This is a genomic window from Mycobacterium sp. SMC-17, from assembly GCF_045310915.1.
GTDB lineage: Bacteria > Actinomycetota > Actinomycetes > Mycobacteriales > Mycobacteriaceae > Mycobacterium.
In genome coordinates, this window is sequence record NZ_JBJIAK010000075.1 from 1 (window position 1) to 19,962 (window position 19,962).

A 19,962-nucleotide genomic window follows, 5' to 3' on the forward strand; every position below is an offset into this window, starting at 1 on the left:
CGCATCGTCGGCCAGGGCCTGACCCTGCGCCCGACCCGCCACCGATTCACCGTGGCCGGCCAAGAGCTCTACACCTGGTGCGCCCTGGACACCCTCATCTTTCCCACCATCCTGGACCGGCCCGCCAGCATCGAATCCGAATCACCCGTCAGCGGGCACCCGATCAGGGTCTCGGTCGGCGAAAACGGTGTCACCAGCGTGCAGCCCGAGACCGCGGTGGTCTCGCTGGTCAACCCCGACGACCTCACCTCGATCCGGTCCTCATTCTGCAACCAGGTGCACTACTTCACCTGCGCGCAGGACGCCGCGCCGTGGCTCGCCGAGCACCCCGAAGGTCAGATCGTCAGCGTCGCTGAGGCCCACCAACTCGGCGCAGCCCTGACCACACAAATCCTTACCCAGCTCCATACCCCGCCAACTGCCCACCCCGGCTGCTGCAGCTGACCAGCCGCACCCAACCTGATGAGGAGAAATCAATGAATCAACGTCCACGAAGAAATCCCGTGCTGCTGGGTGCGGCAGCGGTGCTGGTGACGGCCCTGTGTTGCGCCGCGCCAGTCCTGATCGCCGGCGGCGCGCTCGCCGCCGTGTGTGGACTGCTCGAGAATCCATGGGTCATCGGGGCAGCCGTCGCGCTGCTGCTGGCGGCTGTGGTCGCCTTCGCCCGCCGCGGTCAACGCGGCGATCACTGCTGTCCCGCCGACAGCCATTCACCCGCGACGCACACGCTCGACGACCTGACGAAAGGAAGCATCGACAATGTCTGAAACGCGTTCGTTTACACCCCACAGGTGGGCGGGCGTTACGGCTGTGATGCTGGCAGCGGGCGCGCTGACCGCGTGCGGCCAATCGGCCACAACCAGCAATCCGACCTCACCGCCACACGCCAACGCCACAACCCAGGCGACGGCGGCGACACTGACCACGGTGGACGGCAAAACCGTCGAACTGCCCGCTGCCGCCCCGACCGCGATCCTGTTCTTCTCCTACGGGTGCGGCGAATGCGTCGGCGGCGGTAAATCCCTGGCCGCTGCTCGGGCGGCCGTGGAGAAAGCCGGAGGCAGCGCCAAGTTCCTAGCCGTCGACATCGTCCCCACCGAGAAACCCGCCGATGTTCGCCACTTCCTGGACCAGATCGGCGGCACCAGCCTGCCCGCGGTCGTCGATACTAACGGGGCCCTGACCAGCCGCTACCAGGTGACCGCGCCGACCACCGCCCTCGTCATCGACCCGTCCGGGCAGATCAGCTACCGCGGCCACGCCCCGTCCCAGGATCAGATCCTGGCCGCCCTCGGCAGCAGCGCCGCACGGTGAACCTGCTCGCGCTCGCGTTTACCGCTGGCATGCTCGCCCCGGTCAACCCCTGCGGGTTCGCGCTGCTACCGGCGTGGATCACCGGCACCATCGCCACCGGCGGCACCGATGCGGTGCTCGTGCGGCTGGCCCGGGCACTGCGCACCGGGGCCGTCCTGACCATCGGGTTCACCGGCACCCTCACCCTCGCCGGTATCGCGATCAGTGCCGGTGCCCGGACCCTGGTGACGGCTGCTCCCTGGCTCGGGATCACGATCGGGCTCACCCTGGCCATCTTGGGCGGCTTCATGCTCACCGGCCGCACCATCGGTCTGCGTATGCCTGCCCGGACGCGTCATCGGCCGGACTCCCCAACAGCCGGTGGTGTGCTCGCGGCCGGAATCGGCTACGCCCTGGCGTCACTGTCCTGCACCTTCGGGGTACTGCTCGCGGTGATCGCCCAGGCCCAGGCCACCAGCGGATGGGGCGGTCTGCTGGCAGTGTTCACCGCATACACAGCCGGTGCCGCCACCATCTTGATGCTGGTCAGCGTCGGCACCGCCATCGCCGGCACGGCCCTGACCCGGCATCTGGGTATCCTCGCCCGCCACGGGACCCGCGTCACCGCCGTTGTCCTCATCGCCACCGGCGCCTACCTCGCGTGGTACTGGCTGCCCGCGGCCACCGGGCACACCGCCAGCGGCGGCAACCTGCTCACCGGCTGGTCGGCCACCGCGACCGGATGGCTGCAGGACCACGCCCTCCCGGCCAGCGTCATTGCCGCCTTCGCTGTGGTGGTCAGCGCGGTGGCCGCGTACTGGACCACCCACCGCCGGCCAATCACCGGCAAGCAGCGCCGCCGGTGATGATTCACCGGCCGATACACCCAGCCAGATACCACTGTCCCTAACGATTAGAAAGCCGATAGATACAACCGTCGGACACAGTCAGATGCACACCACAAGTGCCTTACTGATAAGGCACATTCAAGACTGCCGACCCCTAAGCGCGACACGCCAGTTCTGCGCCGTCTGAGCGTGTCGTCAATACGGCAGTGGCGAATAGGCGTCGGTACTGCGCCCATTGCTCGACGGGGGTGGCGTCGGCATGGTGGGCGCCGGTGCGTTCGTTGATGCGGTCGAGCAGTAGCGTCGGCCAGGCGGGTTCCGTTGGCGTCCTGGGCTGTTCAACCCGAGGGCGAGCTGTGAGCAATGTTGCGGCTACGGCGATCACATCGGGGTAGGCCACCACGTGCGCTTCTAGGCCATTCTGCAGAATCCCCGCCGCCACGTGACGCTCTGCGTGAGCCCAGAAGACCAGGATGTGGCGGGCGTCGCCCAAGGCGTCATGAAGGTCGACCTCTGAATACTGACGGGCCAAGCGCCGATGCGTGCGCCCGGCACTGAGCACCGTGGGCCGGTCACGAAGATCCACCTGGTCGTCAAGAACGCGCGTTGGTGAACCGATCCAGCGTCGGTGACGGTGGCATACGGAGACATGTGCAGGCAGGTAGCAGTAGACGGGTTCGTGTATTCCCTTGCGTGCCATACATCTTTGACACAAAGGGCGGCGGAGATATTGCTTGAGCGCGGTGGGGTCGCCAGCAAGCCCGCAGAGACGGGACCGGATTACCTGCTCAGGTTGGCCGCTGACGACGGCCAACCAGTCCGGTCGCGGCCGGGCTGCGCATGATTCGGCGACATGGCCGCGCAGTGTGGAGACGCCGATATGGTTGGCGCGGGCCAGCCTGTCGATGTAGGACGATACGGCTTCCCAACGGAACGGTGCGATCGTTCGCGGGAGCCGCTGGCGTGGTCCGCGCGGCCACGGCCTGACAGTTGCCACGTCAGCTGGCCGTGCGGGCCGCGGCCGTGTGGGCGGCGTAGTCGATCAAAATATCGTCCATGGCCTCGCGGGTGATGTGCTCGGTGCCGTCGAGCATCGCTTGGATTGCTGAAGCCCGGATCAAGTGGGCCAGGCTGCCGATCATCCCGCCGGTGCGGCGGTGCAGGTAACGGGCCTGGGCGACAAGGCTTCCCGGTTCGTGTCGATGCAGACGCAAGGTACCTTCCATGGCGGCGACGAGTTGTCGCCACTCCTTGGCGTCGGGGAATGCGCTGGTGTGGATCACCCCGCAACGGCCGGCCAACTGCCGTCCCCGCGTGCCGGTGAACAGCCCCGAGCGTTCCACTTCGATCCCGGCGTAAACGAATGTCGCAGGCAGATGCTCGGTGAAGTATTTGAGGTGGTCGGACAGTTCTTCGCCGGCGCGGGTGTCGAGGTTGAGGTTGTGGATTTCATCGACCACCACGATGTCGGTACGGGCATCGATGAGCACCTGGCACACGGCATCGGAAATATCGGTCACGTTCATCCGCTGATTGAGCGTGGGAAGCCCCAGAAACCGTGCGAACTCCATCGCCAACTTGCGGGGCGACCCTTTCGGCGGGGCCGTCACATACACCACCGGAATCCGGCTCTCATCACCGGGAAACCGTGCACGGGTGCGCAATTCGTGAAACCGACCCAGTTGCTTGATCGCCGTAGTTTTCCCCGTCGCTGCCCCGCCGGAGATGATCAGCCCGCGCCGGGCCCCGATCTCGCGCTGGTTGAGCAATGTCAACAGCCGGCCCTGATGGGTGATCGCTTCGATCGCCGACGTGGTGACCACCACCAGCTCCGAATGATGCGCAACCCGGGCCTCGTTGTAGGCCGTCCGCTCGTCCTCACCGAGGCTGGCCCACTCGTCGTCGGCGAGCAACGTGAACTCCGGCGGATCGGCATCAACAAAACGCCGCCAGCCCTCCAGCGTCGTGGTCGGCTGGCGGCGATCCTCTAACTGACCTACCGCCGCAATCTCGGTCACAGTCGCCACGTTTGGGCCTCCTTGCGTGCATCAAACACCGGCAGGGGTATGACCTCCGCCATCTCGCCGTCATCGTCGAAAGTCTCGTTGTCGGCGGCCCGTTCCGACGGTGACGGGCCATGATGTTCGGATGATTCCGTCGGGTCCGGCCAGTCCCGGCCGGCGCTCGCGGCGCTGGTCCGTCCAGTCACTCGGCGCTCGGCTTTCGTCTGCTGCTGCGGCCCAGCGGCGGCGCGGTCCAGCAAGTCCTCCGCGATGGCCGCAATCTCCGCTTCCTGGGTCTTCTGGGCCCCTCTGCGGTCGGCTACGGAGCGGGCGTGGCGCCACAGTGTCTCGCCGAACGGCACCGGCGAGGACCGAAGGTGCGTCCACGTCGCGGCCAGCCATCCGTCTTCGTGGTGATTGCGCACCCAAATCCTCGACACGTCATACGGGTCGTAGTGCACTTCCCACTGTCCGTTACGGGCATCGACCCCGGAATGCTGGCGCCGGTATGGGTTGAGCGCCTTGGCGTCATAGGTGCGATGGTTGATCCGGACCCCGTAACTGTTGATTGTGCGCCACTGCACGGGAAGCAATTCGATATAGTCGTCGGCGTCCAGTGGGACCGGTACATAGCCAGCCACCTCAACGAGGGCAGTGTATTTCTCGTTGGGAGACAACGCTTTCCCCGGCGTCACCGGATCCCGCAGGCCATCGTGGGGGCGGTTCTGCCACACCGCGATGATCCACTCGTCCAGCAGCGCCTGCAGCTCAATCATCGACCACACCGCGTCGTCCTCGGCGTTTTTCCCACGCCGCTCCACCGATGAACCGACGTAACCGGCCACGTACTGTGCGAACAGGGTGCCCACCGACTGCAATGTCCGCTCGATCTTCGGCTTATCGGTCGGGCAGTCGGGATGAGCCGGCTGCAGATTGATCCCCAATGTGCAGCACGCTTGCCGAAATGTTTGGGACAGATACGCTTTCCCGTGATCGCAGACGATCGTCTCGGGAGCGATCACCGGCCTGGCCGCAGCATCGGCCAGGCGCTGATCGACACTGGTCAGGCTGTGGTGCGGAAGTACCGACCGGGACATCCGCAGCGCATCGGCCCATCCCGGGCGCATCGGTTCGGGCGTCAATGCCCGCGCCAAGAGCAGTGACGCGTCCACTGCTTTGGTCGTCGGTCGCAGCACCGCGGCCGGGATGGACCGCGTAGCGTTGTCGACCATCGCAGTCAGCTCGACTCGGTCTACCATGCCGTCATCGAGCACTACCCGTACATCCAGAAGGGTTGAATCGATTTCCACCATCTCGCCGGGGCGCACCACGGTGATCGACCCGAATGGGCCATCGGGCTGCTTGGACAGCGATCGCCGCGTCCGTGCTGACCCGAACGTGTGCCGTCCTTCCGCGAGGCGCTTGACCAGCCGGTAGAAGGTGGGCTGCGACGGCATCGCGGGCGCGTCGTCGGCACCATAGGTGGCCACCAGCGTCTTGGCGACCCGCCGTTGCAGACGCTGCACCGTTCCCGTTGACAGGTCGGTCTCGCCCTCGATCGCATCCCGCACCGCGGCGACGACACGGTCGTCCACACGGCCGAATACCGCGCGCCGCCGATTATGGCGCCCGTCAACCACTCCCAGGAGCCCGTCCCGTTCGTAGGCAAATCGGCGACGCTGCAACGCATTCCGACTCACGTCGTGGCCGGCGGCACGCAGCTCGTCCAACTTGGCCAGCTCACGCTGCCGCAGAGATCGTTTCGCCGTGTCGAACTCTGGGCGGGGACGAATGCCCGCGGCCGTCCCAGGCGGGCGGCCGCTGAGGATCTCCACGATGTGGCGCTCCCACCACCGTGCTTGCTCGACGGCTGCCTCGGGAATGCCAGCCAGCATTTCCTCAGAACACAGTGGCGGTCGCGACCCCGACACCAATTCCAATGCCGGATCAACCATCAGCTGCGAGAGCGGCACCACAATCTGCTCGCCGACAGCGTCAACCAGTCGAGCTGATCCGCCCGACAGGGTTACGACGGTGAAAACACCTGCTGATAAACGGATTTCGTCTCCCTCTCGGACGACACCCGTTCGCACGTCAGGTCACCACCCGGTCCCGAGGCCAATCGCCGTGTCGTCGCCAAGTGCCGCTCCTTGCAGATCGGCAACTAAACGGCCGTGCCAGAGCAGATGAAACAGTACGGGCAGCACCACCAAAGGAGTCCCGACCGCGTGCACACCAGCCATCAACGGACGGACCCGAGCGAAGACCTCCGCCAGTTGATCAGCCAAACCGATCTTCAATACTCGCGGATGCCGATAACCCGACAACCAACGTAGATTCGCCCGCAGCACTGGATCGAGGGAACCGACACGCAGGTAATCCCAACCGACCATCGCGCACGTGGCGGCAGACCGATCGAACACGTCCCGATCAGCGTCAGAGATCCGGTCGTCCTCACGAACGTCGACTACGACGACAGATCCATCGCGGCGCCGCACGAAGTAGTCAGGAGCATGCCGCGTGCCGTCACGCCAATGAATCCAAAATGGTTGCGACAGAACACCAACAACATCCGGATCGGCATCCAACGCCATCAACTGGTCACGTTCTACCCAGGACTCGTGACCTACATGTGCGCCGGTTGTGGCGAACCACCACAGCCCGGGAAAGTTACGCTGACCTCGAAACGAGGGGAAATTCCGCACTGGTGAACAGTCCAACTCAAACCGGGTTGCAGCACATCGGTCCAGCGATTGCCGCGTGCATCCCTCGCGGGTGTTGAACTCCAAGTCCACTGCACTCGCTACACCTGGCCCAGCCGAAACAGCCGACGTCAGCACACATAAACGCTAAGCCTCGTGCCCCAGATTCAATGAGAAAGACACGCACTTACCCCAGATTCAATGAGAATGCCCCAGAATCAATGAGAACGGACAACATGCCCAGGCGCAACCGTGCCGCCAACTCGGCAGCCCCCAGCGACGCTTGAGCGCGCGGGCCGGACTGAACCAATTTGTCACTGTGACGTTTTAGCCACGGCTAACCGGGTGCGCGAATATCACTGCAGCGCCCAGCCTTTCGATCCGAATTGGCGATCTGCCGTTCAACGCCGCGGTGTGCGCATGAGTGGCTCAAGCGCTGACTGGCCATCGATATGACAACAGGCGAAAGTCGACCGCCATTCACCCCCCTGCCGTCTCGGGAAACCTGCCGCAATGCTATTCGTCACTGTGACGAATAGCATTGGGCCGCAACCTGGTTCAACCTTTCACCGACGATGCCATCGGGGTTTCGGCGCATCCGTGCAGAAACCTGACTTACACTGCTGTCAATTATGCGGGAGGGGTCGCCGATGAAAGTCCGGGTAGTCGCGAGTGTGGCGGTTGTCGTCGCCCTGTACCTCACGACAATCGCGCTGTACGCGAGGACCGGCCTCGGACACCCGAGCCAAATCAGCGAGCCGATACCGACAGCCGATGGCACCACCGTCACCATCGACCTGAACGAGGTCCATTCGGTCAAAGGCGACATGGTGGCCAACGTGACCGTCGTGCCCGGTCCAGCGCTGCTGGACCCGCAAACGCACAGTCTTACCGAAGACCTCAGTGTCGCAGTGCAATCCGCAGTGACACCGACCCGCCGCACATGGACGAAAGGCATGGTGCCCGACGTCTTTCCCGTCGCGCTGATCCTGTCCGGCGACCCTGGCAGCTATCCATTCGACCATTACCGCTCGGGCCCGATCACCGTCGAACTGTTCCGGGGTGCGTCACACGTACCGATACGAGTGACGCCCGCGTTCTTCGATCGGGTGCCCGGATGGATGTTCCACATTCCGGCCGGCAGCAACGACGCCGCACCGGGTGTCTACCGGGTCAAGGCGCAGCGCTCCCCCAGCACAGCCGCATTCGCCGCAGTCCTCGTCGGCGCGCTCGTCACGATTGCCGTACTAGGAGCGGTGGTCGCCGTACAGACCGCACGCAACCGCCGCAAGTTTCAGCCGCCCATGACGACATGGTTTGCCGCAATGCTTTTCGCAGTGGTGCCGCTGCGCAACGCGCTACCCGATGCTCCACCCATCGGGACGTGGATCGACGTGTCCGTAGTGCTCTGGGTGATCGTGACACTGGTGGCCTCGATGAGCTTGTACATCACGTGCTGGTGGCGCCACCTCAGGCCCGAATAGAACGGCCGCCGGCGGACCCTCCTAGCGCGTGTCCAGTTCCTTCAGGAAGTCGTCGATCGCCGGCCACGTCTCGGTGACACCGGCCGACAATGCGACCAAGCCGAGATGGCTGGCTTCCACAGTGGCGAACCGAACATCGGCCGACTTCAGCATGGTCACCCCGTTGTGCACGCATTCCCACGGCGCGATGGCGTCCCGGTGGCTGCCGAACAGTTGGATCGGCAGTGTCAATGACGTCAGGTCAAGGGTCCGGCCCGCAACATTGACGACGCCGGTGGCGATCTCGTCGTGGTAGATCAGCCGGCCCCACATCTGAGATACGGCGCGCCCCGGATATCCCGGAAACGCGTCCTGGAAGCGGTCGATCACTTCGGCTCTGGCCAAGGCTTTGGTGTTGCCCAGGTTGTTGAGGACGAACCACGGTCGTTTGAGTTCACGATCCCAGGACGTCGCGCGGTAAGCGGCCTGGACCACCGGGGCGGGCACCCCGCCCATGGCGCGCAGGACAGTGGTGACCGCATAGCCGTTGGTGGGCTTGGTGATTCGTCGGACTTCCGGATAGCCGGGGATCCGGCCGTAATCCAGCGGCGTGCCGATGCCGGTGATCGAACGGATGGGCAGGTCCTTGTTGGCAGCCGCAGTCAACAGGCTGAGCGTGCCGCCGAGGCTCCAACCGATCAGGTCGAGTTCCTCGGCCCCGGAATCGATGAGCACCCGCTCGATGGCTTCCGGCAGGATGTCTGCGAAGAAGGCCTCCAAACCGAGATGCCGGTCAGCCCAGCCGATTTCGCCGTAGTCGACCACGTACGGGGTACGGCCCTGTTCCAGTAGGTGCGCCACCAGTGATTGACCCGGCGACAAGTCGTAGCAGGTCGCCGAAGCGGCCAGTGGCGGTACCAGCAGAACCGGCACCAGTGCGGACTCGCGCCCGTCCGAATGGCCGTAGCGCCGCAGTTGGCGGTGCGGTTCATCGAACAGCACCGCGTGCTCGGTCGGTTCCGGTGGGCACACGCCATCGCCGAGGGTGATGGCGAACAGGTTGCGTGCCGAGGTCGCAAGCGAGGGCATGGTCGGGCAGTTTATCTTCTGCCTCCCCGCCCAGAATGGTTGGGAATAGGCAGGGCTACAAACGCGATTCAATCCTCGTGAATCCAAAGCCTTCCCGGCAGGGCCGTCGCCAGCGGCGTCCTGACGCCGTCTCGCCGTCTGGGATGATCGAGACGTGACCGATGTGCTCGCCGATCCCGTCAACGCCGCGCTGGACGGCCCGCACAGCCGATTCCGTGAAGTCAGCGGACGGATCCAGCGATACCGCGCGGACGTTTCGGTGTTCTATGGTCACCCACGCGAACTGACCGCCGAGGACTACATCCACGTCGCCCGCCTGGCCGGCGACACCGGGATCGCGGTCCTTCGCGACCGCGCCACCGCGCTGCCCGCGGGCTGGTCCGTCGTCGAGACGTTCGGTTTGGTCCAATATGAGGGCAGCGAAATCGAAGCTGCTCCCGATCCGGCGGCGATACCTCTGACGCCGGCCGACGTGCCCGAGATGACCGCCCTGGTCGAGCGGACCAAACCGGGACCGTTCCTCCCCCGGACCATCGAACTCGGAACCTATCTGGGTATCCGCGCCGCCGATGGTTCGCTCGTCGCGATGGCCGGCGAGCGGATGCGACCGACCGGATTCACGGAAATCAGCGCAGTGTGCACCGCCCCCGAAGCCCGCGGACAGGGCCTGGCGTCCCGCCTGATCCGCGCAATCGCCCACGGTATCCGCGCGCGCGACGAAACTCCGTTCCTCCATACATCGAGCGACAACCCGGCTCAGAGGCTCTACAAGGCGATGGGTTTCACTTTGACGCGTACGGTCCCCCTCGAGATCGTCCGTATTTCCTGACGCCCCAGAGCAGTCAGGTCTCGTCTCACATGGGTCTGAGGCCAGATGTGATGGCCGTAACACGTGTTGATTAGGTGTCCTACTTGCCTGTTTCAACCCTTAGGTATAAATTTGCTGAAAATCGCATTCGTTAACAGATACAGCATCACGCGAGACCACCGTCGGTCCGCGTGTGGATCCTGAACTGGCAGGTGAATCCTGCAAGCAGCCAGGGATCGAACCCGCCGAGTGAGTCCCGCCCAGCAGAGAGCGCCCCGGTAGCCATGTCGACACCAACCGTAGAAAATGCGCAGGTAAAGTCGGTAATCAAGTCGTCCACCGGTCAGGTCGACACAACAAACCAGCTCAATCTGCAGCCACCACCGGCTACCACAAGCGGCAACCGGGGCAGGTCAATCCGTGAGCAACGTCACGCAAAATATGCACGCCAGCTTATTTTCAGCGACGCACTCGTTATTTGTTCTGCCGTCATCCTCGGGCAGATTTTCCGCTTCGCCGGTGCCGACGCGCGCCCTGTCTACGTCTCCCTCGACGGCGGTCCCCACATCCGCTACCTCGTCGTGTCCGCCATCATCGCCATCGCCTGGATGGGTTTTCTGTCCCTTGGCAGCCGATCAGCCAAAATCGTCGGCCGCGGATTCGATGAATACGTCACCCTCGCTGCGGCCACGCTGCAGCTGTTCGGCCTCATCGCCATCGCCTCGACGCTGTTGCACTTCGACATCTCGCGCGGCTACCTGGCCATCGCTCTGCCCACGGGTCTGGTCGGTCTGATCGCCACCCGCTGGATCTGGCGCAAGATCCACGCGAACAAGCGCCGCCATGGCTACAACCAAAGCCGCCTCCTCGTTGTCGGCGCCACGAGTGCCGCCGCGGACATCGCCACCGAGTTCGCGAAGGATCCGTGGGCGGGGTACCACGTCGCCGGATTCTGCACCCCGATGGGACCCACCCACGCCAAGGAAGTCATCACCATCGCCGGCCGCGACATCCCCATCGTCGGCACCGACGAAGCCATCCTTGCCGCAGTCCTGCACACCAACGCCGACACTGTCGCCCTGGCAGCCACCCACCATCTCAGCCCCACCGACATCCGCCGGCTCATGTGGGAACTGGAAACTCATGGTATCGATCTCATGGTCGCTCCCGGCCTCATCGACATCGCCGACCAACGCCTCACCAGCCGCCCGGTCGCCGGCATGGCCGTCTTCGAGATCACCAAACCCCAATACAGCCGTGCCAATTCGCTCATCAAGCGCACCTTCGACATCGCCTTCGCCGGTGCCGCGCTACTGGCGGTGGCCCCGCTCATGCTCGTCACCGCGCTGGCCGTCAAGCTCACCAGCAGTGGCCCGATCTTCTACAAGGCGGAGCGCATCGGCCTCGACGGCATCCCGTTCAAGATGACCAAGTTCCGCAGCATGTACCAAGACGCCGACACCCGCCAAGCCGACCTGATCGCTGCCAACGGCGGTGGTGCCATGTTCTTCAAGATGAAAGACGACCCCCGTGTCACCCCCATCGGCAAAATCATCCGCAAATACTCCATCGACGAACTCCCCCAATTCCTCAACGTCCTCACCGGACACATGAGCGTCGTCGGACCACGACCCCAAGTCCGCCGCGAAGTCGACACCTACGACGACCTCGTCAGCCGCCGCCTCACCGTCAAACCCGGCCTCACCGGACTCTGGCAAATCAGCGGACGCTCCGACCTAGCGGTCGAAGACGCTGTGCGCCTGGACCTTTCGTACGTCGAAAACTGGTCCCTACTACAAGACCTGCTCATCATCGCCAAAACTGTCCGTACCGTCCTGACTGGCAGCGGCGCCTACTGACAACCGTGGCAACCTGCCCACAAAACTCCTGGACCTCGAGCGAGACCGACCCCGATCAACTTCGCTCGAGGTTCAGGCTCGTGAGGAGATGCGGCCGTGGGCACCTCGGCCGCCAGTCCGAGCCCACTATCGGCTTCAGGCAACAGTCCGATGACTCGGGACGGTTGTGATGAAATCAACCAGGCGGCAGGGCAAGGCGCTTTCGCTGACGGTCGCGGGCTTGGTCGTCGGAATTGTCGCCTCCCCGTCAGCGAAGGCAGATCAGCCGCCGCCGCTGGTGAACGATGCACGGCCAGCGGCATCGGGCGCCTCACATGGTCATTCGGTACACGGTGCACATGTGTCGAAAGCGATGAGTGATGGCCGTGATGCCCAGCAGACACCGCTGATGTCCGCCAATCCGTCTCCCCGACCGCGTAAATCGCTGCGTACGGCCAACGTACCCGCGCATAAGGCACCAACCAACAAGAGCCGCCCACTGGAGACCGCGCCGCTATCTCCGGATCAACCAGTTGCCGGATCTAACGAACCCAGTCGAGTCGATGCCCGTTCGCTTCGTCAGCAGGACACCACGATCTTCCCGATTTCCATGAACTCCGCGCTGACATCCAGCCCGCAGTCGAGTGCACGGCAGCGAGGCGACCTTTCAATGCCATCGGCTGACATCGCACCGGTGAGCGTGCGGCGCGCTGTCCGCGGGCGAACCTGGCCGGCCACCACCAGAGACACCGACGTGGTAGCAGGCCCATCACGGTGGGGCACGCTACAAGCCGTCGATATCACCCGGTTCATGCCGACTTATTCATCGCCAGCAGATGGCGTGCGCAGTCCCCTTACAGTCTCCTCGCAGGCACCAATTCCGGGGCTGTCAGATCCGGATATACCGGGAGGAGGATGTCTGATCAGTGGTGCACTCCCCGGCGTTACCGGGATGTTGATCCTCACCATGGTTGGCGTCGCACTCGGTCGTCGGCACACGAAACTGGACGACACTGCCGGTGTCGACCGTCTCCGCTTCATGCCGTGAGGGCAGGACGATGCATCTGAGCGGTTGGATCAACGCATAGCGCATATCGACTGTTAGCAATCGGTTCAGCGATGGACGGCCCTGTCACCATCCGAGTTGCTTCCGGACCAAGGCTGGCCACGAATCCGTCTCGAGACCATGAGTCACCAGGAGCGCCAGCGCAATTCGCTCCATCCCGAACCCGACGCAGGCGCTGTGTGCCGTCGCACCATCGGAAGTCGAGAGGCCGAAGGTCTCACCGAAGTGGTCACGGTGACAGTTGGCTGAGACAACTGCGGTGCCCTCGTCGAGATCCCCGTAGAGGCGCACAACCAACTCAGTCTTCAAGTTCTCGTCACGCTGGTTGGCCGCCAGCATCCGGCCGGCTCGCCCAAAGAAAGGATCATTGGCAGCTTCCGAGCGGGCATCGACCCCGAGCGATGTCAGTACGTCCATGCCGTGCGCCACCCACGAATTACGGTGCACCTCAGCCTGTTCAGGCGAACCGACACGAACGTACTCATGCATCCGGAAGGCCTGCATCCGTGCGGGATCGATCGCTGGTTCGTGCCGGAAGCAGTAGCCGTAGATGTCCATCAGCGCACCGCCTTCCGGCAGCACCTTCGGCAACGTTCCATAACTGGGGTGGCATGCGGCCGAAACCAGCATGGTTCCGGCCGGACTCAGATGCCCGTCCCAGGACATGCCGGCATCACGATCAGCCAGCAGGGCCCGGTGCTCGGCGTTGCCGCCGGTGAATGTCGACACGGCGCCGGTGAGGTTCGGAAAGGACGCAATATAGTCGGTCTTCTCAAACGCCTCGCGCGGATACAGCGGTGGAAAACGCAGAACCACCGCATTGTCACCGTGCACTTCGGCACCTTTGGCGCGGACCGCGATGTCGATACCATCGATGATCTTCTCGAAGGCACCGCTGCGGCCATACAACCCGTCGATCCCGAGCGGGACGAGCAACCCGGCTTCAGTCAATGAATCGCGAAATTCCTTGCGGGCGAGTTCGAGTGAATCGGAAACCATGTGCTGATCGTTACCCCCGGTAGGCCAACACGAGGTTGGCGTTATTCAAGCGAATGCGCTCATTGGAGACCATGAGCTGCGGTCCGAACGCGTCCCGCAGCAGACGTCCCATGGACAATGCATGGTCCTCACGATATCCATTGAGTCCCACAATCCTCAGAGCGTCGGTGACCACTTCGATGACAGCAGTCGACGCCGCGATCTTCAAATTGTTCATCGCGAGGGTGAAGCTGATCGTGGCCTCGTCGGCGTTTGACTCGACCAGCGCCTGATACCGCCGCACTTCGTGCTGCACCATCGACTCGAAACCCTGATGCGCGACAGTCAGATCGGCCAGCAATGTCGCCTGCGGTACGGATTTGCCGGGCGACTTGCGCGCAGCTTGCCGAACGGTGCTACGCGCCTTGGCGTAGGCAGCATCGGCGATACCCAGCCACACTGACGCCCACAGCGTGTGCGACGCAGGCAGCATCGTCGTGGCGAGGATGCTGGCAAAGTCGGCCTGGATCACATTGTCGGGCGACGTCCGAGTCGACAAAAGGTAGCCCGGACTGCATGTCCCCCTAAATCCCAGGGTGTTCCATGTGCTGGTGCGCTCCAATTTCGTGTCCTGGGCGGGACATAGCAGTAGTACCTGATCATTCGCCGAGGCGTCGGGATTGCGTCGCGCCGTGGCACCGATGTAGTCCGCGTGCTCGGCGTACGAGATGACTGGTGCGTTCTTCTCCAACTGCACGCCATCGCCGTCGCTCACCACCGCGCACGTGGATGCACCCAGATCGCCACCAGTAGTCACCTCAGTGGTTGCTGAAGCAATAAGTGATTCATTTGCTGCAATCAACTTTGTCAGCTCGGCGGGCGGCCCCGATCGGGCATATTTGGCTAGCACCAGCGCCTGCGTCTGATGCATTGCGAAGACCATGCCCGCCGCGCTGCAGGCGCCACCCAGGGCGCGCGCGACGACAGCCAACCGGCCGATTGGGAAGTTCCGGCCCCCAAGTTCGACCGGCAGGCCACAAGACAACAATTTTGCGTGCTTGAGAGCCTCGACAGCCTCGTGAGGAAAGCGCGCGTCCCGATCAACGTCGTCAGCGGCCGCGGCCGCCGCTTGCACAGCTTCGGCGAGGCCGGGCACCACAGCCTGGTTCAACGTTGCGACGCCGTCACGGTCGGACATGGACGCTTCCCCCAAAAGTTCTCGACGCATTCCGAATCCGTGGTGGAATGCCATTCGCTACAGCACTGACAGCTAACTCAAAATTCAGTTTGGCCTGTATGATAGCCCCATGCGGGAGACTATTGAGCGGGTCCTGGCGGCCCATGGTCGGATGGCCGTCGACCCAACCGGAGTGGCCGATGATGCCGACCTCTACGAACTCGGATTGACGTCACATGCATCAGTGAACGTGATGCTGGCTCTGGAAGATGAGTTCGACATCGAATTTCCCGACGAGGCACTGAAGAAATCCACGTTCGCCTCGATCAAGAACATCGAGGCGGTCGTCTCCAGCCTCGCTGGGTGACGACCGTGACACTTGCCGCGGTGCCCCAGACAGCGACAGCCCTGCGGATCGACGCAACGCCCGCCAGCCATGCACAGCATTTCACGCACGGCGCCGACCGCATCTGGACCGAGACCAACTGCTACCTGGATCTCTGGATCGAGATACTGAATTGCCTTGGGCTGAACCCTGTTCCCGCGTTCGCAGCACTGTTGTCCGCCGATCACGACGGCCTGTCCTGGACGTTCGGCAAGCAGCAACCCGACGAGCTGCGGCGGCTGTACGGCTTGGAGGTCGGCGAAGAAAACGTGTGGCTTCCCGTTCTAGACATCGTGGAGACAGGCCCACAGCGCGGTGTGCTCCACACTGTTGAGGTGGACAGCTGGTGGCTGCCGGATACGGCTGGAACCGCGTACCGCGCAGAGCACGTCAAAACCACCATCACCCCGATCTGGATCGACCGTCCCGCGCGTGAGCTGCGGTACCTGCACAACGCGGGGCTGTTCGAGTTGACCGGCGAAGATTTCGATGGCATCTTCGGCCTGACCGCGGAATCCGCGCTGCCGCTTCCGCCATACATGGAGGTGATCCGGCACTTCCCGCATTGGGCTGAACCCGGTGCTCTTCCCGCCATCGTGCGCGACCACCTGCGTCGCCGACCGCGCGGCAATCCGGTCGATCGACTGGCCGCCTGCGTCCACAATGCCGCCAGCTGGCTACCCGAGGCCGGTATCGCACGATTTCACCTATGGGCGTTCGCTTCGTTGCGCCAGTGTGGCGCCACCGCTGAGCTGCTCGCCGACTTGGCCGAATATCTCGACACCGAGTTCCCGGGCGCGGCGGTCGCCGCCGGATGTCTGCGCAATGTGGCGAGCAACGCCAAATCGGTGCAGTTCAAGATGGCTCGTGTCGCCAACGGCCGCAAGGTGGACGTGACTCCGGCGCTCGATTCGATGGCCCAGGACTGGCAGATCGGAATCCAGGTCATAGCCGACGCGGTAGGTTAGGCCGATGCTGGCCCGGTGGCAGGTCCTGCGTTGCGCGCCTGATGCATTCATACACCCCGACGAATTGGCCGATCAGTGGGAAGCGGCATCAGTTCTGGACGCACCCTCGACAGTGGCCGGCCTCCAGAGCGGTAACCCGGATGATTTCGACTGGTGGTGCCGTACCACGTTCACCGTTGACGAGGCAGCTGATGTCGCGTTCGCCGGCCTGACGTTCCCGGCGATCGTGTTCTTGGACCGTACACCTGTCATCGAATGTGAGTCGATGTTTCTACCGGTCCGGATCGATTGCGAGGCAGGCAAACACGAAGTGGTGATCCGCTTCGGTTCGCTGAACCGTTGGCTGGAGACTCGGCGCCCGCGCGGCCGCTGGCGCTCAACAATGGTCGCATCGCCGGGCCTGCGCTGGGCGCGGACCACATTGCTCGGGCGCGCCCCCGTGTATGGGAACACCCCTGCTCCCGTGGGTATTTGGCGTCCAGTCAAAGTGATCCCGGCGCGCCTGCGCACGGACATCGTGGCGCGGGTCGAGGGCGACATCCTGACCATCGCCGGAACCACCAATGCGAAGTCGATCCATATCGCCCTGTTCGATCCGGCCGGCAGCCTGATTGCTGAACATTCGGTGCCACCGACCAATGGCGCCGTAGACATCGATGTCGCGGTCGCCGACCCCGTACGCTGGTGGCCTAACGGCTATGGCCCTCAGCATCTTTACCGGGTCCGCGTGGCAGCGGACGGCGTCGAGATGATTGATCAGCTGATCGGGTTCCGGACGGTTTCGGTATCGACCGACGGATTCCAGATCACCGTGAACGACACCCCGATATTCTGCAGAGGCGTGACCTGGTCCCCGCCGGACCCGTTCCGGATGTACGCAGAAGACGAGGAAATTCGCTCTCAGGTAATGGCTTTCGCCTCTGCTGGCGCGAACATGGTACGGGTCGTCGGCGGGTTGGCATTCGAACAAGACGAGTTCTGGCAGGCGTGTGCGGAAGCGGGTCTATTGGTCTGGCAGGATGCGATGTTGGCGACGTTCGACCCTCCGGCCGAGCAGGGCGAGTTGATCGCGCGCGAATTGGGATCAGTTCTGCGTCGAGTGTCAGGGAACCCCGCACTGGCGGTGGTCAGCGGTGGTAGCGAGACTCTCCAGCAGCCCGAGATGCTCGGACTGAGCGCACAGGAATCCGCCATTGAAGTCATCGACACACTGCTCCCTGCGGTCGTCGTAGAGCATTCGGATGCCCACTATGTCCGATCTTCGCCCTCACCCGCCCCTGGCAGCGCGCAGCTCGCTATCCGCCCCGACACCGGTGTGGCCGGATGGTTCGGGGTGGGCGGTTACCTGCGGCCGCTGGCGGACGTGCGCAGCGCGGGGATCCGATTCGCAGCCGAGAGCCTGGCGTTCTCCAATCCACCCGAGTCCGCTCATGTGGAAAGGCATTTCGGTTCTGCAAGCGTTGCTGGACACCATCCGGATTGGAAAGCGGGTGTGCCCCGAGACCGGGGATCCTCGTGGGACTTCGAGGACGTTCGGGATTTCTACGTCCGTGAGATCTTCGGGGAAGACGTCCTGGAGGTTCGGCGCACCAGTGCCGAACGGTACCTCCAACTGGGCCGACTTGCCGTCGCCGGCACAATGCGCGAATGTTTCGGCTTCTGGCGACGTTCCGACTCGGGTTGCGGGGGCGCTCTGGTGTTGTCCGGCAGGGACTTGGTGCCCGGCGCCGGTTGGGGCCTCCTGGACTCCGACGGCGGGGCCAAAGCGGCATTAGCAGTGCTGGCCCGCACCTGGGCACCGGTGTCGGTCATCGTCGCGAACGATGGGCTGGCCGGCATCCGGATCGACGTACACAACGACACCAGTACGCCGCTGAACGGCGAATTGAGATTGACTGCAACGAATTTCACAGGTATCGCGGTCGATGCGACGTGCCGTGTGGCGGTGCCGCCCGCTTCGTCGGTCACATACTTCGACTCCGAGATATCTGGTCACTTTCGCGATCTGTCACATGCGTTCCGCTTCGGACCGCCGTCCGCAGACGCAGTGCAAGCCGTCGCGGTGTTCGACAACGCCCGCACCGCGCGCGACGTGTTGGTGATCAACCCGAGAGTCGGGCAAGCCGCGTCAGCAGTGACGGCCATGGTGTCGAGATCATCGCCCGACAACTGGGTACTGAATGTGACGTCAGAGGTCGCGCTCCGTTATGTCGAGGTCGACATTCCCGGCTGGACACCCGGTGACAACTATTTCGACCTGGCACCGCGGCTGCCCCACCAAGTTCTCCTGGCGCGCGAGGGCGGCAGCGAAAGGCCCACCGGCACAGTCGATTCGATAGATCTGATCACCCGCGTTCCCGTCCAGACATGCGAATGAACCCGCCTGAGGCGCAGGTTCCGGGCGCGCAGATTCGGGTGGGCTGCGACGTCGTGAGCCTCGGGGAGATCAAGCACTCGCTGTCAGCGTTCGGACAGCGGTTTCTTGACAAGATATATACCGCCGATGAGCAGGCGGCGTGCGCCGGCCCCGATCAGGTGGCCCGCCTCGCTGCTCGATTTGCCGCGAAAGAGGCTGCAATCAAGGCGTTTTCGCAGCCTGATGCAGCCTTTGCGCCGCGCGAAATCGAGATAGTCACGACTGCCCGACTGCCCGCTTTGCGACTCTTCGGCGCTGCGGCGATGCTGGCAGCAGAGCAGGGCTGGAACCAAATATCTGTGTCACTGACGCACTCAGACTGCCACGCTGCCGCAGTGGTCGTGGCGGTGTGCTCGGGAACAACCCACGGCTGAGTGGTCATTGGTGGCTAATGCCACGTAACCGAGGAGAAACATACAATACCGTCAATACGCGAAAACCATCTCGCCAAATGCGGTTTGTTATCAAAGTGATAGCTGGGACCATTGTTTTGATAGCGACTTGACTGCAGGATGTGACACGTTCTGATCGCCACAACCTCAGGAGCGCGTCATGGCAGTTCGCCGATGGACCGCGCTCGCCGTCGCAGTGGTGTTTCCGATCGCCGTAGCCGCACCAGCCCACGCAGCGGACGCCGCAATCGCCGGAACCACTTTGTCTGTGTCACCCACCGGATCCGCGACAGCGCTCTCTGACGGCACCGCGACGAGCGGAGCAGCACTTGCCTTCATCGCCAAAGGGACTGCGACGGCAACGCTGTCCATGCCCGTCACCGCCGCTGCGACCATCACAGTGCGCGCCAGAGGCGTGCCCTGCAACGGCTCACCCAACATGGTGGTCGCGATCGACGGTTGAACCGTCCCGGGTTTCATGCACCCTCAGGTTTCTGTGATCCGGCCGGTCTACCGGTCACGAGTTGGGAATAGTA

Annotated in this window: 19 protein-coding genes; 12 read left to right on the forward strand and 7 right to left on the reverse strand. The window is 63.7% G+C overall.

Going from position 1 to position 19,962, the window contains the following annotated elements:
• From merB to ACJH7A_RS28355, 4 genes are all read left to right on the forward strand, one after another.
• A partial coding sequence (gene merB / locus ACJH7A_RS28340; protein WP_406803164.1) for an organomercurial lyase MerB occupies positions 1 to 444 on the forward strand: 444 nt, incomplete at its 5' end.
• A gap of 32 nt (positions 445 to 476) precedes the next feature.
• A complete protein-coding gene (locus ACJH7A_RS28345) occupies positions 477 to 767 on the forward strand; it encodes a hypothetical protein (RefSeq protein WP_005148657.1) in 291 nt (96 codons plus the stop codon).
• Between the two features lie 46 nt (positions 768 to 813).
• Positions 814 to 1,314 carry a redoxin domain-containing protein gene (locus tag ACJH7A_RS28350; protein ID WP_225433764.1) on the forward strand — a complete coding sequence of 167 codons (501 nt, stop codon included), beginning with the start codon at positions 814 to 816 and terminating at the stop codon, positions 1,312 to 1,314.
• Entirely contained in the window at positions 1,311 to 2,159 is an 849-nt protein-coding gene (locus ACJH7A_RS28355) for a cytochrome c biogenesis CcdA family protein (protein ID WP_005148659.1), read from the forward strand. The genes ACJH7A_RS28350 and ACJH7A_RS28355 overlap by 4 nt, the downstream gene beginning before the upstream one ends.
• Positions 2,160 to 2,295: 136 nt before the next feature.
• On the opposite strand, the gene ACJH7A_RS28360 is transcribed toward ACJH7A_RS28355, so the two are convergent.
• The 4 genes from ACJH7A_RS28360 to ACJH7A_RS28375 form a co-directional block, all read right to left on the reverse strand.
• Positions 2,296 to 2,841, reverse strand: a complete 546-nt coding sequence (locus tag ACJH7A_RS28360; RefSeq protein ID WP_226522004.1) for a hypothetical protein — start codon at positions 2,839 to 2,841, stop codon at positions 2,296 to 2,298.
• A gap of 298 nt (positions 2,842 to 3,139) precedes the next feature.
• Complete coding sequence (locus ACJH7A_RS28365) at positions 3,140 to 4,168, reverse strand: ATP-binding protein (RefSeq protein WP_005148661.1); 1,029 nt, start codon at positions 4,166 to 4,168, stop codon at positions 3,140 to 3,142.
• A complete protein-coding gene (locus ACJH7A_RS28370) occupies positions 4,156 to 6,120 on the reverse strand; it encodes a Mu transposase C-terminal domain-containing protein (RefSeq protein ID WP_005148662.1) in 1,965 nt (654 codons plus the stop codon). The genes ACJH7A_RS28365 and ACJH7A_RS28370 overlap by 13 nt, the downstream gene beginning before the upstream one ends.
• Positions 6,121 to 6,243: 123 nt before the next feature.
• Complete coding sequence (locus tag ACJH7A_RS28375; protein ID WP_011894084.1) at positions 6,244 to 6,984, reverse strand: TnsA-like heteromeric transposase endonuclease subunit; 741 nt, start codon at positions 6,982 to 6,984, stop codon at positions 6,244 to 6,246.
• Positions 6,985 to 7,496: 512 nt separating this feature from the next.
• Between ACJH7A_RS28375 and ACJH7A_RS28380 the strand changes: the two genes are divergently transcribed.
• Complete coding sequence (locus ACJH7A_RS28380; protein ID WP_061001267.1) at positions 7,497 to 8,330, forward strand: DUF4436 domain-containing protein; 834 nt, start codon at positions 7,497 to 7,499, stop codon at positions 8,328 to 8,330.
• A 21-nt stretch (positions 8,331 to 8,351) separates the two neighbouring features.
• Here ACJH7A_RS28380 and ACJH7A_RS28385 read toward each other — a convergent pair whose 3' ends face one another.
• Positions 8,352 to 9,398 carry an alpha/beta fold hydrolase gene (locus ACJH7A_RS28385; RefSeq protein ID WP_061001266.1) on the reverse strand — a complete coding sequence of 349 codons (1,047 nt, stop codon included), beginning with the start codon at positions 9,396 to 9,398 and terminating at the stop codon, positions 8,352 to 8,354.
• A 154-nt stretch (positions 9,399 to 9,552) separates the two neighbouring features.
• On the opposite strand from ACJH7A_RS28385, the gene ACJH7A_RS28390 reads away from it, so the two are divergent.
• Both ACJH7A_RS28390 and ACJH7A_RS28395 read left to right on the forward strand, forming a co-directional pair.
• Positions 9,553 to 10,227, forward strand: coding sequence for a GNAT family N-acetyltransferase (locus ACJH7A_RS28390; RefSeq protein ID WP_406803165.1), 675 nt, complete (start codon positions 9,553 to 9,555; stop codon positions 10,225 to 10,227).
• A gap of 170 nt (positions 10,228 to 10,397) precedes the next feature.
• Positions 10,398 to 12,065, forward strand: a complete 1,668-nt coding sequence (locus ACJH7A_RS28395; RefSeq protein WP_244872544.1) for a sugar transferase — start codon at positions 10,398 to 10,400, stop codon at positions 12,063 to 12,065.
• A gap of 1,111 nt (positions 12,066 to 13,176) precedes the next feature.
• Here the strand turns inward: ACJH7A_RS28395 and ACJH7A_RS28400 are convergent.
• Both ACJH7A_RS28400 and ACJH7A_RS28405 read right to left on the reverse strand, forming a co-directional pair.
• Positions 13,177 to 14,109 carry an amino acid--[acyl-carrier-protein] ligase gene (locus tag ACJH7A_RS28400; protein WP_064860118.1) on the reverse strand — a complete coding sequence of 311 codons (933 nt, stop codon included), beginning with the start codon at positions 14,107 to 14,109 and terminating at the stop codon, positions 13,177 to 13,179.
• 10 nt (positions 14,110 to 14,119) lie between these two features.
• The gene (locus ACJH7A_RS28405; RefSeq protein ID WP_064860131.1) at positions 14,120 to 15,286 is read right to left on the reverse strand and encodes an acyl-CoA dehydrogenase family protein; all 1,167 of its coding nucleotides are present in this window, start codon (positions 15,284 to 15,286) and stop codon (positions 14,120 to 14,122) included.
• Between the two features lie 109 nt (positions 15,287 to 15,395).
• Between ACJH7A_RS28405 and ACJH7A_RS28410 the strand changes: the two genes are divergently transcribed.
• The 5 genes from ACJH7A_RS28410 to ACJH7A_RS28430 all read left to right on the forward strand — a co-directional run bounded on the left by ACJH7A_RS28410 (position 15,396) and on the right by ACJH7A_RS28430 (position 19,889).
• The gene (locus tag ACJH7A_RS28410) at positions 15,396 to 15,632 is read left to right on the forward strand and encodes an acyl carrier protein (RefSeq protein ID WP_064860119.1); all 237 of its coding nucleotides are present in this window, start codon (positions 15,396 to 15,398) and stop codon (positions 15,630 to 15,632) included.
• Complete coding sequence (locus tag ACJH7A_RS28415; RefSeq protein ID WP_234789728.1) at positions 15,629 to 16,618, forward strand: DUF1839 family protein; 990 nt, start codon at positions 15,629 to 15,631, stop codon at positions 16,616 to 16,618. The genes ACJH7A_RS28410 and ACJH7A_RS28415 overlap by 4 nt, the downstream gene beginning before the upstream one ends.
• 4 nt (positions 16,619 to 16,622) lie before the next feature.
• Positions 16,623 to 18,995 (forward strand): hypothetical protein, encoded by a 2,373-nt coding sequence (locus ACJH7A_RS28420; RefSeq protein WP_064860120.1) that lies wholly within the window; start codon positions 16,623 to 16,625, stop codon positions 18,993 to 18,995.
• Entirely contained in the window at positions 18,986 to 19,408 is a 423-nt protein-coding gene (locus ACJH7A_RS28425) for a holo-ACP synthase (protein WP_234789729.1), read from the forward strand. The genes ACJH7A_RS28420 and ACJH7A_RS28425 overlap by 10 nt, the downstream gene beginning before the upstream one ends.
• A gap of 178 nt (positions 19,409 to 19,586) precedes the next feature.
• A complete protein-coding gene (locus ACJH7A_RS28430; RefSeq protein WP_406803167.1) occupies positions 19,587 to 19,889 on the forward strand; it encodes a hypothetical protein in 303 nt (100 codons plus the stop codon).
• Positions 19,890 to 19,962 lie beyond the last annotated feature (73 nt).

Bases quoted from the DNA above. Each gene is read 5' to 3' on its own strand.
- ACJH7A_RS28345 (WP_005148657.1), top strand. From the start codon at position 477: ATGAATCAACGTCCACGAAGAAATCCCGTGCTGCTGGGTGCGGCAGCG.
- ACJH7A_RS28350 (WP_225433764.1), top strand. From the start codon at position 814: ATGCTGGCAGCGGGCGCGCTGACCGCGTGCGGCCAATCGGCCACAACC.
- ACJH7A_RS28360 (WP_226522004.1), bottom strand. From the start codon at position 2,841: ATGGCACGCAAGGGAATACACGAACCCGTCTACTGCTACCTGCCTGCA.
- ACJH7A_RS28380 (WP_061001267.1), top strand. From the start codon at position 7,497: ATGAAAGTCCGGGTAGTCGCGAGTGTGGCGGTTGTCGTCGCCCTGTAC.
- ACJH7A_RS28385 (WP_061001266.1), bottom strand. From the start codon at position 9,398: ATGCCCTCGCTTGCGACCTCGGCACGCAACCTGTTCGCCATCACCCTC.
- ACJH7A_RS28400 (WP_064860118.1), bottom strand. From the start codon at position 14,109: ATGGTTTCCGATTCACTCGAACTCGCCCGCAAGGAATTTCGCGATTCA.
- ACJH7A_RS28405 (WP_064860131.1), bottom strand. From the start codon at position 15,286: ATGTCCGACCGTGACGGCGTCGCAACGTTGAACCAGGCTGTGGTGCCC.
- ACJH7A_RS28410 (WP_064860119.1), top strand. From the start codon at position 15,396: ATGCGGGAGACTATTGAGCGGGTCCTGGCGGCCCATGGTCGGATGGCC.
- ACJH7A_RS28420 (WP_064860120.1), top strand. From the start codon at position 16,623: ATGCTGGCCCGGTGGCAGGTCCTGCGTTGCGCGCCTGATGCATTCATA.
- ACJH7A_RS28425 (WP_234789729.1), top strand. From the start codon at position 18,986: ATGCGAATGAACCCGCCTGAGGCGCAGGTTCCGGGCGCGCAGATTCGG.
- ACJH7A_RS28430 (WP_406803167.1), top strand. From the start codon at position 19,587: ATGGCAGTTCGCCGATGGACCGCGCTCGCCGTCGCAGTGGTGTTTCCG.